The organism is Pseudoalteromonas sp. CO325X, assembly GCF_004208955.1.
Taxonomy (GTDB): Bacteria; Pseudomonadota; Gammaproteobacteria; order Enterobacterales; family Alteromonadaceae; genus Pseudoalteromonas; species Pseudoalteromonas ruthenica.
Window position 1 is genome coordinate 1 of the sequence record NZ_SGPG01000024.1, and the last position, 14,679, is coordinate 14,679.

12 protein-coding genes are annotated in these 14,679 nt (G+C 48.3%); 6 read left to right on the forward strand and 6 right to left on the reverse strand.

The features are described from left to right. Positions 1 to 189 precede the first annotated feature (189 nt). Complete coding sequence (locus EXT46_RS13530; protein ID WP_138548917.1) at positions 190 to 699, forward strand: VC2046/SO_2500 family protein; 510 nt, start codon at positions 190 to 192, stop codon at positions 697 to 699. A 393-nt stretch (positions 700 to 1,092) separates the two neighbouring features. On the opposite strand, the gene EXT46_RS13540 is transcribed toward EXT46_RS13530, so the two are convergent. Beyond that, positions 1,093 to 1,461 carry a YchJ family metal-binding protein gene (locus EXT46_RS13540; protein ID WP_165381130.1) on the reverse strand — a complete coding sequence of 123 codons (369 nt, stop codon included), beginning with the start codon at positions 1,459 to 1,461 and terminating at the stop codon, positions 1,093 to 1,095. Positions 1,462 to 1,586: 125 nt separating this feature from the next. Next, positions 1,587 to 2,036 (reverse strand): SulA-like leucine-rich domain-containing protein, encoded by a 450-nt coding sequence (locus EXT46_RS13545; RefSeq protein ID WP_026110985.1) that lies wholly within the window; start codon positions 2,034 to 2,036, stop codon positions 1,587 to 1,589. Between the two features lie 257 nt (positions 2,037 to 2,293). On the opposite strand from EXT46_RS13545, the gene EXT46_RS13550 reads away from it, so the two are divergent. Next, entirely contained in the window at positions 2,294 to 3,586 is a 1,293-nt protein-coding gene (locus EXT46_RS13550; protein WP_130147907.1) for an NCS2 family permease, read from the forward strand. A 341-nt stretch (positions 3,587 to 3,927) separates the two neighbouring features. On the opposite strand, the gene EXT46_RS13555 is transcribed toward EXT46_RS13550, so the two are convergent. After that, positions 3,928 to 4,692 carry a hypothetical protein gene (locus EXT46_RS13555; protein WP_045978091.1) on the reverse strand — a complete coding sequence of 255 codons (765 nt, stop codon included), beginning with the start codon at positions 4,690 to 4,692 and terminating at the stop codon, positions 3,928 to 3,930. 331 nt (positions 4,693 to 5,023) lie between these two features. Here EXT46_RS13555 and cysB point away from each other — a divergent pair, with 331 nt between their 5' ends. Further along, positions 5,024 to 6,001 carry an HTH-type transcriptional regulator CysB gene (gene cysB / locus EXT46_RS13560; protein WP_022944048.1) on the forward strand — a complete coding sequence of 326 codons (978 nt, stop codon included), beginning with the start codon at positions 5,024 to 5,026 and terminating at the stop codon, positions 5,999 to 6,001. A gap of 56 nt (positions 6,002 to 6,057) precedes the next feature. Here the strand turns inward: cysB and EXT46_RS13565 are convergent, their stop codons facing one another. The 3 genes from EXT46_RS13565 to pabB form a co-directional block, all read right to left on the reverse strand. Beyond that, positions 6,058 to 7,434 carry an L-serine ammonia-lyase gene (locus EXT46_RS13565; RefSeq protein WP_022944049.1) on the reverse strand — a complete coding sequence of 459 codons (1,377 nt, stop codon included), beginning with the start codon at positions 7,432 to 7,434 and terminating at the stop codon, positions 6,058 to 6,060. A gap of 81 nt (positions 7,435 to 7,515) precedes the next feature. Beyond that, a complete protein-coding gene (locus EXT46_RS13570) occupies positions 7,516 to 8,109 on the reverse strand; it encodes a CoA pyrophosphatase (RefSeq protein WP_240701140.1) in 594 nt (197 codons plus the stop codon). Further along, entirely contained in the window at positions 8,106 to 9,455 is a 1,350-nt protein-coding gene (gene pabB, locus EXT46_RS13575) for an aminodeoxychorismate synthase component I (RefSeq protein WP_130147909.1), read from the reverse strand. The genes EXT46_RS13570 and pabB overlap by 4 nt, the downstream gene beginning before the upstream one ends. A gap of 154 nt (positions 9,456 to 9,609) precedes the next feature. Here pabB and EXT46_RS13580 point away from each other — a divergent pair, with 154 nt between their 5' ends. The 3 genes from EXT46_RS13580 (at position 9,610) to EXT46_RS13590 (ending at position 14,661) form a co-directional block, all read left to right on the forward strand. Further along, on the forward strand, positions 9,610 to 11,136 hold the full coding sequence (locus EXT46_RS13580) for a fumarate hydratase (RefSeq protein WP_053911581.1): 1,527 nt from the start codon (positions 9,610 to 9,612) through the stop codon (positions 11,134 to 11,136). A gap of 55 nt (positions 11,137 to 11,191) precedes the next feature. After that, on the forward strand, positions 11,192 to 13,255 hold the full coding sequence (locus EXT46_RS13585) for a S9 family peptidase (RefSeq protein WP_053911580.1): 2,064 nt from the start codon (positions 11,192 to 11,194) through the stop codon (positions 13,253 to 13,255). A 365-nt stretch (positions 13,256 to 13,620) separates the two neighbouring features. Then, on the forward strand, positions 13,621 to 14,661 hold the full coding sequence (locus tag EXT46_RS13590) for a Glu/Leu/Phe/Val dehydrogenase (RefSeq protein WP_045978088.1): 1,041 nt from the start codon (positions 13,621 to 13,623) through the stop codon (positions 14,659 to 14,661). The last annotated feature ends 18 nt before the right edge of the window (positions 14,662 to 14,679 follow it).

The following is a 14,679-nucleotide window of genomic DNA, read 5'->3' on the forward strand; positions in this document are numbered from 1 at the left end:
GGAGCTGGATTCGAACCAGCGAAGGCAATGCCGTCAGATTTACAGTCTGATCCCTTTGGCCGCTCGGGAACCCCTCCTAAACAACGGCGGCGATAATAGCAAACTCAGAGTCCAAGTAAAGAAAAAAACTAAAGAAAGCTGAAAAAAGGCCGATAACTGCTTAGAAGTAATTCAGGTTGAATAAAGTTTATGCAAGTTAAGCCCGTCATTCGTAACGAACTACAAATGGACTCGCAATTATGTCGCAGTGTCCATGAGGCCCGTCGTGGAGACTTTGCTTGGCTGTTAGCATCATTATCAGCAGATGCACTCGATTTTGCCCAGTTTCACCTTCCCAAATCGGAACTAGAATCTCACCAAGTGGATGAGCAGCAGTTGCGATTGCAATTAGGCGCTGCGCCTGCAAAACCAACGGCATTACCGGATTACCACATAGATAGAACTCAGCATGACAGGGCATTATTGGCGCAAAGCTCAATGACAACTCTGCGCTTAAAAGAGTGTCTAACCCCCGAGCCTTTGGCAGTGCGAGACGACAAAACCTATGTTCCACTACCTATAATTGACAATTGCGATCCGAGCGTACAGGCAAAACATCATCGCCAATATGAGCCACTGAACGAGCCGCAAATGGATAGTGCAGCTTTTTACGATCAACTTGTGGATATGAATAAGTCTTCCTCTTTAGCACACGCGTAGTGGCCTGCGCATAATGGCGTTTGGCCAGTCAGAGCGCGCTAATCAGGGTGCAATAGCAGGTGCGAGCCAAGGGGCTCTTGTACTAGGGTCTGTTGATCTTTGCTGTTCTATTTTTGTTCTCTTTGAGCGTGCTTTTATCGCGGCGCTCGATGTGTGGCCTAGTAATCTAAGCGAATATTGAGCAACAATGAGAAAAGTGCGCTCAAAAGAACCGTTCGGCAGCACTTGATTGGCTTTTCTACTGTGTTATCGGCTGGCTCACATAGAATAACTATGCAACGCAGCCTCTGCCTTGTATAAAACCCAATCAAACTGCTGCAAAAACGAACTTGAAAGGTCAACAGACCCTAATTAAGCGAATACCTAAAGCTGCCACCGGGCGGCGGCATCACATCAAGGCATACAGCATTTTTTGAATTTATTGCCACTTAAGCATGGGCAGGGATCGTTGCGTTTAAGCTTTACATCAGCGGCTTCAAACAACCGCCCGCTGTCGTATTTCCACTGGTGGTGGCGTTGAATGAACTGTGAGCGTTCATGAATACAGTGAAGGGTGTCAGCAATGATGTAAAAAGCCTTAAATTCAACATAGGCCAAAGCATCGCCAGGCTCATAATCCATTATGTGTAAGCGCACAAAACGCGCAGCTTGGGCAAATTCAGCCACTTCCTCTCTGGGGTTTTGTTCTAGGGCTTTCTCTGAGCAGGTAAAACATAAGTAATCAATAGCTTGTTCACAAAATGCACTATAACGAGAGCGCATCAGGCTCTGGGCGTCGGGGGCATCAATAGCTCTACTTACAAACCGGCCGCAGCAATCAGCAAAAGGCTGCGGCAATCCACAATGGCACATCGCATTTTCTAACTACAAGGAATCACGCCACTATATTAGCAGACTTGTAACTGCGAGGGCACAGTTGTTTGTTCGCTGGCGTTATGCTCGGTAGTGAAACAGTAAAGCTGTGCTTTAGCTTGGTGGGTATTAAGTTGTAAGGCTTCGAGTTGCTGCTGTTTTAAAATATCCGTCCAGGTGATCACCGCCGCAAAACGGCCATTTTGCAGCGCACAATTAAGCATGTATTCCATATCAACAACATGTTTAGCCCGAATTACCAGCAATTTATTCGTGTCGATAGAGCAAGCGTCCAATAGGTGGCGGCTAGGCACATTGTCAGGGGCGACTAATAGCGTCCAGCCATTATTTTGATTGTAACGATGAACGATTTTAAGCATCTCAAATGTTGCAGAAATCTCATCCTCAGTTTTTACGATATTGATCACATTAGGGTTATCTTGCTGATAGCTTTTAACATGACGAACACTTGCTGTATGTAACATAATTGCCTCGCTGTGGATTTTGTGAACCATATACAGTGTTTTATACAGTATGCGTATACAGTAGTTTATACAGTTGTTCAGTGCAAGTTTTTTTTGTTTCTTTTTTAAACGTCTTGTTCGTTGCTTTAAACGCTTAGCGATACCGAAGAAGCTAAAGCCGTGTTTCGGTGCCAATATTGCTGTGTAAACATGCGGTCATTTGTCCGCATTTATGCTAGTATCCGCCGCTTCTATTTTACGTATCATTGTTTACTCCTATGTTCGAAAGACTGTTCAAAATAAAATCGCATGGAAGCTCTGTTAAGCGCGAGGTTATCGCAGGACTCACGACCTTTATCACCATGGTGTACATCGTGTTTGTCAACCCGGCAATGCTAGCAGAGGCGGGAATGGACCAAGGGGCAGCATTTGTAGCAACCTGTATTGCTGCTGCTATCGGTTGCTTCATTATGGGTTTTTGGGCGAATTATCCGTTGGCATTAGCGCCAGGCATGGGCTTAAATGCATTTTTTACCTACGGCGTAGTATTAGGTATGGGTTACACCTGGCAGGCGGCTTTAGCGGCGGTGTTTATGTCGGGGTGTATCTTTTTAGCGTTGAGCCTATTTAAAGTCAGAGAGTGGATAATCAATGCCATTCCACTGGTACTTAAGCGCGCTATCGCCACAGGGATTGGCGCTTTTCTGGCGCTCATCGCACTGAAAAACGCGGGTATTGTTGTTGCCAGTCCAGCCACGCTCGTTCAGATGGGTGATATTACCAGCAGTGGGCCTTTGCTCGCTATCCTGAGCTTTTTCGTAATAGCGGCGTTGTTGTATCGTGATATCAAAAGCGGCGTATTGATCAGTATCATGTTGGTAACAGGCATTGCGTTATCTATGGGGCTGGTTGAATATCAAGGGGTGATCTCAGCGCCACCGTCCATCGCTCCTACCTTTATGCAATTAGATTTTGCCTCAGCGTTAGAGTTATCCATGCTCAGTGTCATTTTCGCATTCTTGTTTGTGGATTTGTTCGACACCTCAGGCACCTTAGTGGCGGTAACGCAAAAAGCGGGATTGGCCGATGAGCAAGGGCGTATGCCACGTTTGGGTCGAGCACTGAGTGCCGATAGTACAGCGACAATTGCAGGCTCTATGCTTGGCACCTCTACGACCACTTCCTACATCGAGTCAGTATCTGGTGTGTCAGTGGGTGGGCGTACAGGCTTAACAGCTGTGGTGGTGGGCTGTTGCTTCCTACTGATGATGTTTTTTGCTCCTTTGGCAGCCATGGTTCCAGCTTATGCAACAGCGGGTGCGATTTTGTATGTCTCGGTGCTCATGCTGCAAAACCTTAAGCTGATTGATTGGGATGATATGACAGATGCGATTCCAGTTGCCGTGGTGCTGTTGATGACGCCGTTAACTTTTTCCATTGCCCACGGCATTGCCCTTGGCTTTATCGCCTATACGGCGGTGAAATTAGTGTGTAATAAGGGGGCGGAGATTAGCTTGAGTGTGTGGATTCTAACAGTACTATTTTTGCTTAAGTTCATGTTTTTATCTTAGTAAGCAAGGTCATATATAACAGCTAAAAAGGCACAGCTATGACGCTGTGCCTTTATTTTTTGTATGAGCCAACGAGCTTCAAAAAACCAGCCTCTATTGTCAATTGTCGCTCCTTGACGTCGCACTTCGCAGCCGTACCATGGCTAGCCCTGCGTACCGGCGCAGCATTATGGAGAGTTTGGTTTTGGGTGTTCGCACACACAGCTGGATGGTATGTATGGCTCAATGATTGAAGGTAGTGGGCAGATTTTACGTAAGGTATTTACCCTGCATGGCCCGGTACAGGCAGCAGATAGGCGATGTTTGATATCGGCCTATCTGTTATAGCTTGATTTACGCTGTTACCACTTTTTCTTTGGCGCGAATAACACATCCAAATCGTCTTTTTCTTCCTCTTCGCGTTTTTTACGGGCGGAGGCGTTAGAGGCTTTCAACTCAGAGCTGATCTCGTTGAGATAATCCTCAAGCTGATTTTTCTTATTCGTGACATAATCGTCGCTGTAATTCAAGGCGGTAATTGTGGCATACGCTTTTTCGAAATACTGCCGTGCCGAGCCAACCATATTGGCGTTTCTTGCAGCCACGCCGCGCTTAATTTGGCTTTCAATATTTATCTTTAATTGCAGGCGCTCAAAGGTTTTGTCCTCTTGCATAAACACAGGGGTATCGATTTTGCCCTTGCTGTGTTCAGAGCGCATGATGGTGCGCAGCTTCTTTATTCCCTGTATCAATGAAATAAGCTGTTTGTCATGATCGGGAAGAGCAAAGTTTTCGCCCATATTAGCGCTCTCATCAACGCCACTGGTTAAGCGAGTTTTTGCATCATTAAGCCGAGATTTAAGCTCTTTCGAGGAGGGAGATAACTCAACCATGGCGGCGAGCGCATCGTGAATTCGACGATAAAGAATCATCATCACATTATTAGATAACGGGATATTGACACTGTTGACCAGCACTTCTTCCGTCTCTTCTATTATTTTTTTCTGCTTTGCGAGCTCTTGGCGGCGCTGAGCTTCTTGCTTTTCTTTATGCTGTTGCACTGCACTTACCCAAACCGCAATAACGATAAGCGCGACAATTAACATAATAATGATAGAGACTATCATACCCCGATTCTCTTACTCATTGAGTTGCCCAATTACCACCCATCTTAACCGAAAGAACCTAGGTTGGGGTAGTAATACACGTTAAATTCATGAAATAACATTAAATAAAATAAGAGTATAGGAGAACATCGCAGCCTTGAACATAAATCAACAGTACCGAGACATAATTAAATGTGCTAGCCTAGCTAATTGCAATAGCTAAAATGTATAAGAAGATGGGCTCAAGGTGTTGATTTGCCTTCCCATTCACCAGGAAGATTAGGGTCTAGGCCACTGCGTATAACGCCTGGTGCAATCGCAAGTAAAATAATAATAGAAAGTAACAACGACCATGAAACTACAGCAGCTAAAGTATATTGTTGAGGTGCTTAATCATAACCTCAATGTATCCGCCACAGCGGAGAGTCTTTATACTTCGCAGCCCGGTATCTCCAAACAAGTACGTATGTTGGAAGACGAATTAGGGGTGCAAATTTTTGGACGCAGTGGCAAGCACCTGACGCACGTAACCAGTGCCGGTAAAGACATTATCAATATTGCTCGTGAGATTCTCTCCAAAGTCGAGGGAATTAAGGCTGTAGCCAATGAGCATACCTTGCCAGACCAAGGTAAACTTAATATTGCCACCACCCACACTCAAGCGCGTTATGCTTTGCCGGAAGTCATTCAAGGCTTTATGAAAAAGTACCCGGCGGTTTCATTGCATATGCATCAAGGTACGCCGCAGCAAATCTCTGATGCAGCGGCACGTGGAGATGCTGATTTTGCTATTGCAACAGAAGCCTTACACTTGTATTCCGACTTAGTGATGTTGCCTTGCTATCACTGGAATCGCAGTATTGTGGTGGCGAAAACTCACCCGCTGGCGCAAAAAGCCGATAACCTTAGTATTGCTGATGTTGCTGAGTTTCCGCTGATCACTTATGTGTTTGGCTTTACGGGTCGCTCAGAACTAGACAAAGCGTTCAATGCTCAGGGGTTAGAGCCCCATATAGTCTTCACCGCCACCGATGCGGACGTTATAAAAACCTATGTACGTTTAGGTTTGGGCGTCGGGGTGGTCGCCTCGATGGCTGTTGATGAAATCACCGATAAAGATTTAGTGTGCATTGATGCCAGCCACTTATTTGAGGCTAGCACGACCAAAATCGGCTTCCGTAAAGGAACGTTTTTGCGTGGCTACATGTATGACTTCATTGAGCGTTTCGCGCCGCACTTGACCAAAGATCGGGTTGAAAAAGCCTGCTTATTACGTAATCAAGATGACGTCGATGCGATGTTCGAAAGCATTGAGTTGCCAGTGCGCTAAGTGATCAGTGATATGATATGAAAAAAGGCGCCTGTTGGCGCCTTTCTTTTGTGCGATTAACACTCAATGATGTTTACCGCCAGACCGCCTCGAGCGGTTTCTTTGTATTTGGTTTTCATATCATTGCCGGTGTCCCACATGGTTTTAATCACTTTATCCAAGGAGACCTTTTGCTCACCGCTGCCGCGCATGGCTAGGCGTGAGGCATTAATGGCTTTAATCGCACCCATGGCGTTGCGCTCTATGCAAGGCACTTGCACAAGGCCGCCCACAGGATCGCAGGTGAGACCGAGGTTATGCTCCATGCCGATCTCAGCGGCATTTTCTACATGCACTACGTTACCGCCCATGATTTCCGTTAAGGCGCCCGCAGCCATTGAACAGGCAACGCCCACTTCGCCCTGACAACCCACTTCGGCCCCGGAGATAGAAGCATTCTTTTTGTACAAGATACCAATTGCTGCTGCGGTCAGCAGGTAGCGCGTGGCGATATCGCGATCCACCTCTTTGATAAAGGTGTGGTAATACATGAGTACTGCCGGCAGGATACCTGCGGCGCCGTTGGTGGGGGCAGTGACTACTCGACCCCCAGCGGCGTTTTCTTCGTTTACGGCAAGAGCGAATAGGTCAACCCAATCCATTGCTCTAAGTGGGTCGTTATTGTTCTCAACATTTAACTTTAAATATAAGCTGGGTGCGCGACGGCGAACTTTTAGGCCACCGGGAAGAATGCCTTCGGTGCGCATACCGCGTTCAGTACAGGCTTTCATCACCTGCCAAATATGAAATAACTCATCTTTGATATCAGCTTCGTCGCGCAAGGTCTTCTCATTGGCCATCATTAGGCTTGAGACGCTCAGGCCGGATTCCTTACAAAGCTCTAGCAGTTGCTGTGCGTTATCGAACGGGTAGGGGGCAGGATTTTGCTCACGGATATCCAGCGCAGCCTGCTTTTCCTTATCAAAGTCCTCGTCGCTGACGATAAAGCCGCCACCAATAGAGTAATACACTTGCGAGGCAATGCGCTCATCACCCTTAAAGGCAATAATCTCCATGGCATTAGAGTGCTTGGGCAAAGTCTTGCGGCGATGAAATACAATCGCCCCTTGCTTTGGAAACTTAGCCTGGTGGGTTTTATTGAGATAAATAACCTGCTCTTGCTCGATTTTGGCCAAAATATCGGGCACGGCGTCGGCATCGACCGTCTCTGGGTCGTACCCGGCCAGCCCTAAAATAACAGCTTTACCTGAGCCATGGCCAACACCGGTTTGACCCAAGGAACCAAACAGCTCTACTTTTACCTCGGTAACATCCTCAAGTGTGCCTTGCTCTTGCAGGGTTTGCACAAACAACCGAGATGCGCGCATTGGGCCTACGGTATGGGACGACGACGGCCCAATGCCAATGCTAAACATATCGAATGCACTGATCATAAAATCTATACTCACATTGCCTTTGAACGGGCGCCTATCATAACGTTAAACACCAGGGATGTAATCCTCTGTACACTAATTTTAGCTGATCGGACCAAGGCGCTTCGTAAAGCGCTCAATAATTCGCTCGGTCGCTCCCCACAGCAGACCATAAGGGGTTTTAAAAACGCGAAAGTGGAGATTTTTTTGTTGCCGCTCGACCTGCAGAGACTGCCAGTTTTGGGTTGCTAACAGTTCAGCCAGAGGCACAAAAAATGCGGCTTCGACCTCATTTTGATCAATTTGCCAACGGGCACCGGCGCGTAGCTGTGCTAGATACGGCGTAATACTCATATCATTGAGGGTGCTCACCTCATCGAGACGGCCGATGATGGTGACATCTTTGTTGTCTATATTCAGCTCCTCGTGTAGCTCTCTAAGGGCGGTGTGAGCAAGCGTCTTATCCTCGCGCTCTTGCTTTCCCCCTGGAAAGCACAGTTGGCTGGGGTGGTGGCGCAGATGGGCGCCGCGTTTACACAGCAACACTTGTGCTCCGTGCTCAGACTCTGAGAGCAGCATAACCACAGCGCTACGGCGCTTTGGGTGGGTTGGAACAAAGCTGGAGGGCGCGGCACTGAGATTAAACCGCGCAATAACCTGAGCGCATGAGAGCGCCGCATGGGGTGGTTTTATCACGTCAATACCGGTAAGATTTTATTTACCTTATCGTAAGTCTCTTGGTACTCAGAGGCAACATCTGAGTCGGCAACAATGCCACCACCGGCCCAGCAATGTAGGGTATTGTCTTTGGCCACTAAGGTACGAATGGTGATACTGGTGTCCATATCTCCGCAGGCGCTAATGTAGCCAATTGAACCACAATAGGCGCTGCGCCGATGTGGTTCGAGCTCTTCAATGATTTCCATCGCCCGGATTTTCGGGGCACCGGTGATAGATCCGCCCGGGAATGCGGCCTTCAGTTGGTCGAGCGCCGTTTTACCTTCAGCCAATTGCGACTGCACGGTACTGACTAAATGATGGACAGCGGGGAAGCTTTCTATGGCAAAAAGTGAGGGCACATGCACCGAGCCCGGTTTCGCAACCTTGCCGAGGTCATTACGCAGTAAATCGACAATCATGACGTTCTCGGCGCGGTCTTTGGGGGAGCTTGCCAATTGTGCTGCCAAGGCTTCATCTTTTTTAGGGTCACTGCTGCGCGGCAGTGTGCCTTTAATCGGTTTGCTTTCGACCTGATTGTGGTGCACTTCGATAAAGCGCTCTGGCGAAATGGATAAAATGCAGCCTTGCGGCAAACGCATAAAAGCAGAAAAGGGGGCGCTGTTGTGGCTGCGTAAACGGCGATAGGCTTGCCATTCGCAGCCCTGATATGTGGCACTGAAGCGCTGTGCCAGGTTGATCTGATAGCAGTCGCCGCTGCGCAAATAGTCCTGTATCTTTGTAAATTTATCGGCATATTGCGCTTGGCTCATATTGGAGGCCCAGTCACTGGTTAAGGCAAACTTACCTGCGTTTGCGGCGGCGGGTGGCTGCAGGTAACGCTGTAAACGGGCTTCGACATCCACCGTTGGCTGGGCAATATAATACCATTGGCTGGCCGCTTTATCGTAAATTAAGGCATCAAGATAAAGACCCAGTTGCATCTGCGCCAAGGCAATATCGTCCGCCGCTAAGCTGGGTAGGCGCTCTAGGGTGCGTCCTAAATCATAGCCAAAGTAGCCAAGCCAGCCGCCACTAAAAGGCAGGTCATGCGCCGGGGATTGCGTGCACAGGCTAGCTAGGCGTTGCTGCATATAGGCGAACACCTCTTGATGCAGCTCAACGCCGTCTAGGTATACCTTGTTGTGCTCGACGCTGAGCGTCGCTTCAGGCTCAATCACTAAGATATCGAAGCGGCTATTGACGTGCGCTGCACTAGCAGAGTCAAGAAAAACCGCCCCTTTGAGATGGTGTAATTGGGCAAACACCTCACATGGCGAGGATGAGAGCGCCAATTTACGGCAATGTAATTGCGAATTTGTCATTATCTTCAACTCGAAGAACTAGCCCGAAACGGGCAGGGAGGTTATCATAAGTTACACTTTATCAGAAGACGCGGTCTAACCGTGCACACGTCACCGAGTCGTCGCACCGACTTATGTATTAACTGAAGGTGTGACCCAGTAGGAAGGATTAATCATGAGCACTATTCGCCAGCAAGATTTTATCGACAGCATTGCCGATGCGCTGCAGTATATTTCTTTTTATCACCCGCTAGACTTTGTTCAAGCTTTAGAAAAAGCCTATAACAAAGAGCAAAGCAAGGCGGCCAAAGACGCCATTGCGCAGATCCTTATTAATTCTCGTATGTCTGCCGAGGGCAAACGCCCACTGTGCCAAGATACCGGCATTGTTACTTGTTTTGTTAAAGTTGGTATGGATGTGCGGTGGGATCAAACCGACATGACGGTGCAGCAAATGGTGGATGAGGGAACTCGTCGTGCCTACACCAATCCAGATAACCCGTTACGTGCATCGATTGTTGCCGACCCTGCTGGCAGTCGAAAAAATACCAAAGATAACACCCCGTCCGTGGTGCACATTGATATGGTGCCAGGCAATGAAGTGGAAGTGATGATTGCGGCTAAAGGCGGCGGCTCTGAGAACAAAACCAAGATGGTGATGTTGAACCCTTCCGATGATGTTGCCGAGTGGGTAGAAAAAACCTTACCAACAATGGGCGCTGGTTGGTGTCCACCGGGTATGTTAGGTATCGGTATTGGCGGCACTGCGGAAAAAGCAGCGGTATTGGCCAAAGAGTCGTTGATGGACCCTGTGGATATTCATGAGCTGATCGAACGAGGGGCTGAAACGACAGAAGAGAAAATGCGCTTGGAGATTTTTGAGCGAGCTAACAAGCTCGGTATTGGTGCCCAGGGGCTCGGTGGTTTAACCACCGTCGTAGACGTAAAGGTCAAGACCGCGCCCACTCATGCGGCGTCAAAGCCTGTGGTGATGATCCCCAACTGCGCGGCAACTCGTCATGTGCACTTCACTCTTGATGGCTCGGGTCCCGCCGATTTGCAGCCGCCGAAATTAGAAGATTGGCCAGAAGTGACCTGGGAAGTAGGCGAAGACACTCGTCGCGTTAATCTTGATACCCTTAACAAGGGTGATATCCAAGACTGGAAGATGGGTGAAACCGTGCTGCTTAGCGGTAAAATTCTGACCGGTCGTGATGCGGCCCACAAGCGTTTGCAAGGAATGATTGAAAGCGGTGAAGGCTTGCCTGAGGGTGTTGATTTTACCAATAAATTTATTTACTACGTGGGCCCTGTGGATGCGGTGGGCGATGAAGTCGTCGGCCCCGCAGGACCCACTACCTCGACCCGTATGGATAAATTCACCGACGTGATGCTAGAGAAAACCGGCCTTATTGGCATGATTGGTAAGGCTGAACGCGGTCCAGCTACAGTTGCCTCAATAAAAGACAACAAGGCGGTATACTTAATGGCTGTTGGCGGCGCCGCTTACCTGGTCGCCAAAGCGATTAAAAAGGCCCGCGTGGTGGCATTTGAGGACTTAGGTATGGAAGCTATCTACGAATTTGAAGTGGAAGATATGCCGGTCACTGTGGCCGTGGACAGCGAAGGAGCAAATGCTCACACCCAAGGTCCAGCAATTTGGAAAGCAAAAATTGAAGAATTGGATGGTGCGTTGAAGTAATGCATCGGTTCGGTTAAGAAGGGCGCCCTGGCGCTCTTTTTTATGGAGTGAAACAATGACAACAATAAATTCTATCCTCAGTGTTATGTTGCTTGGCGGCTCAGCGCTGAGCGCCCAGGCTGAAGTACTCAGCGTTGAAAAACTAACTCAGCTCAATAAAGTGCACAGTGTAGCGGTATCCAGTGATGGAAGGCAGCTCGTTTACGGTGTAAAAACGCCCGAGGGCAGCGATTTATATCTGCAGCCCTTATCAGCAATGAGCAGCAGTTATACTGGCTCGGCCAATTTAGCGAAAGCGACACGGTTAACCTATGACAGCAGCAGTGAAACAGCGGTACGCTTTTCTAGCGATGGCCAAGCTATCTACTTTTTATCATCCCGATCGGGCTCCAATCAGCTGTGGCGACTACCCCTTAGCGGCGGAGAGGCGCGCCCCGTCACCGACTTACCTGTGGATATCGAGGGTTACACCTTAAGTTCTGACAACCAATCCGTGGTACTGAGCTTAGATGTGTATCCCGATTGTGATACCTTAGCGTGCACTATCGAGCGCGATGCCAATCCACCGGCCCATAACGGCCAAGTCTATGACAGTTTAATGGTGCGGCATTGGGATCACTGGAATGACGATAAAGTACGTCATCTATTTAGTGCTAAACTTGCTGACAAAGTGATCACCGACGCTAAAGACATCACCCCACAGTGGCAAACCGATGTTCCTGCTAAGCCTTTTTCCGGCATGGAAGAAGTGGCAATTAGCCCCGATGGCACCAAGGTGGTGTTCAGCGCTAAGGTTAAAGCCCCGGATAACGCTTGGAGCACAAACTTCGATTTATTTGAAGTGGCTATCGAAGGCGGCTCTATTCGCAACCTCACCGAAGCAAACAAAGCCTGGGATGCAGCGCCGCAGTTCTCCGCTGACGGCCGCTACCTTGCCTATAAAGCGACGATAAAACCTGGCTTTGAATCAGACAAGTTCACTTTGCAGTTGCTAGATTTGCGCACTGGTGAGAACAAAGCACTGGCACCGCAGTGGGATCGCAGTGTGAGCAGCTTCCAATTCGGTGCGAATGGCCGTGCTATTTATGCCACCGCCAAAGATTTAGGCCAGACCAGCTTATTTGAAATCAGCACCGGGTTTGGCGATATCCGTAGCGTGTTCAGCGATGGCTATGTCGGTGACGTGCAGGTCGTAGGCGAGCAAATCGTGTTTTCTCGCCATGCTCTGAATTCACCGAAAGAGCTCTATCGTATTAATCGCGATGGCAGCGGCTTAATGCAGTTAAGTGATGTCAATAAAGAAAAAATGGCTGATGTGACTTTAGGTGACGTAGAGCAATTTAGCTTCAGCGGTGCCAACGATGAACAAGTATACGGTTATCTTGTTAAGCCGGCCCAGTTCGATGCCAACAAGCGCTATCCACTGGCATTTTTAGTCCATGGGGGGCCGCAAGGGTCGTTCGGCAATATGTTCCACAGTCGTTGGAATGCTCAGCTTTGGGCGGCGCAAGGCTATGGCGTAGTGATGATAGATTTTCACGGCTCGGTGGGCTATGGCCAAGCGTTTACCAATTCTATTTCCCGCGATTGGGGAGGTAAACCGCTGCTAGACCTACAAAAAGGTCTCGATTACGTGGGCGATAATTATGTCTGGTTAGACATTAACAACGGCTGTGCCCTCGGTGCCTCCTACGGCGGTTACATGATGAACTGGATTGCCGGAAATTGGCCTAAAGGCTTTAACTGTCTGGTTAATCATGCGGGCTTGTTTGATATGCCAAGCTTCCATCAAAGCACCGAAGAATTGTGGTTCGCTGAGCATGAGATGGGCGGCCCGTTTTGGGCGAAAGACGGGGATTACAGTAAGTATAACCCGGCTAACTTCGTCGCCAATTGGCAAACACCGATGTTAGTGACTCAAGGCCTTAAAGACTACCGCGTACCATATGCGCAAAGTTTAGGGGCGTTTACCACCTTGCAACGCAAGGGCATCGACTCGCGGCTGGTGGTCTACCCTGAGGAAAATCATTGGATCCATAACCCTGATAATTTAATTCACTGGTATCAGCAAGTATTTGCGTGGATGGCAAAGTACACCCAGCCACAGAGCGAACAATAATAAGTTCTGCTCTGACCAGTTAAGGGCGTCGCCAGCGATTAGACTGGCAGCGCCCGTCCTCCTTGAAACTCGACATTCCCGCCCAGCGTATTAAAATATTTACATAGGTGTTGCCGTTAACGTAAACGTCAGATGGGCGTGGATAAAGGTGGTACATAGGGTGATTGGTTGTAGTTTAAAGTTCGTTAATTTAACCATATTTTGAATTAAATATTCACTTACTGTTCTATGTGTGAATAGAAATTCAACCACAAAGGAAATGCGTGGTTTTATCATCTTATATAGTGGTAAGGCACAGCACTTAGTGATAGAGTCTGCGGCAATTTCAGCGCACCCAAGTAGGGTAACAAGTTCGGAGAATAACAGTGGCTGTTTTTAATCAAGTTGATTTCGATAACCACGAGCAAGTGGTTTTTTGTAGTGATAAAGAATCAGGCCTAAAGGCAATTATTGCCGTACACAACACTAACCTAGGCCCGGCTGTGGGCGGTTGCCGGTTGTGGAACTATGCCAGTGATGAAGAAGCCGTTACCGACGTACTACGTCTTTCCAAAGGCATGACTTACAAGAACGCTGTGGCGCGTTTGCCTTTCGGTGGCGGTAAATCTGTGATCATCGGCGATGCAAAAAGCATTAAATCAGAAGCACTATTTCGTGCTTTTGGTAAGCAACTAGAGCGTTTAGGCGGAAGCTACTATTCTGCTGAAGATGTCAACATCACCACCGGTGATGTCATGATGATGCACCAAGAAACAAACTATGTAATGGGCTTGGAAGGTAAAAGTGGTAATCCATCGCCGTTTACTGCTTTAGGTACTTTCCTAGGTATTAAAGCGGCTTTTCAACACAAGCACGGTCATCAAAACCTTGAAGGTGTGAAAGTGGCGGTACAGGGCCTAGGCGCTGTGGCCTACGACCTATGTAAACATTTGCATAACGCTGGCGCAGAGCTATTTGTGACCGATATTAACGAGCAGTCGGTAGCGCGTGTAGTCAATGACTTCAATGCCACAGCTGTGGGCATTGACGACATTTATGACCTGGATGTGGATGTATACGCACCTTGTGCGCTAGGAGCGACTATTAATGACAACACCATTCCGCGTATTAAGGCTACGATCATTGCCGGTTGTGCTAACAACCAGTTAGCGGAGCCTCGTCATGGTGAGATCATTCGTGAAAAAGGCATGCTGTATGCGCCAGACTACGTTATTAACGCCGGCGGCATCATCAATGTCTATTACGAAACCAAGCCACAAGGCTATAATGCTGACGATGCGACTAAGCACGTTGAAGGCATCTTTGATACTTTGTTGGAGATTTTCCAACGCTCGGAAAAAGAGCAGGTATCAACGCATGTTATCGCTGATAAACTGGCAGAAGAGATCATCGCTCAGGGTCTTTAGTACTCAGCGTTTAGGCGC

What these genes read in the sequence shown, in the direction of transcription:
- EXT46_RS13530 (WP_138548917.1), top strand. Translation starts at nt 190, where the DNA reads ATGCAAGTTAAGCCCGTCATTCGTAACGAACTACAAATGGACTCGCAA.
- EXT46_RS13555 (WP_045978091.1), bottom strand. Translation starts at nt 4,692, where the DNA reads ATGATAGTCTCTATCATTATTATGTTAATTGTCGCGCTTATCGTTATT.
- cysB (WP_022944048.1), top strand. Translation starts at nt 5,024, where the DNA reads ATGAAACTACAGCAGCTAAAGTATATTGTTGAGGTGCTTAATCATAAC.
- EXT46_RS13565 (WP_022944049.1), bottom strand. Translation starts at nt 7,434, where the DNA reads ATGATCAGTGCATTCGATATGTTTAGCATTGGCATTGGGCCGTCGTCG.
- EXT46_RS13550 (WP_130147907.1), top strand. Translation starts at nt 2,294, where the DNA reads ATGTTCGAAAGACTGTTCAAAATAAAATCGCATGGAAGCTCTGTTAAG.
- EXT46_RS13585 (WP_053911580.1), top strand. Translation starts at nt 11,192, where the DNA reads ATGACAACAATAAATTCTATCCTCAGTGTTATGTTGCTTGGCGGCTCA.
- pabB (WP_130147909.1), bottom strand. Translation starts at nt 9,455, where the DNA reads ATGACAAATTCGCAATTACATTGCCGTAAATTGGCGCTCTCATCCTCG.
- EXT46_RS13540 (WP_165381130.1), bottom strand. Translation starts at nt 1,461, where the DNA reads ATGCGCTCTCGTTATAGTGCATTTTGTGAACAAGCTATTGATTACTTA.
- EXT46_RS13545 (WP_026110985.1), bottom strand. Translation starts at nt 2,036, where the DNA reads ATGTTACATACAGCAAGTGTTCGTCATGTTAAAAGCTATCAGCAAGAT.
- EXT46_RS13580 (WP_053911581.1), top strand. Translation starts at nt 9,610, where the DNA reads ATGAGCACTATTCGCCAGCAAGATTTTATCGACAGCATTGCCGATGCG.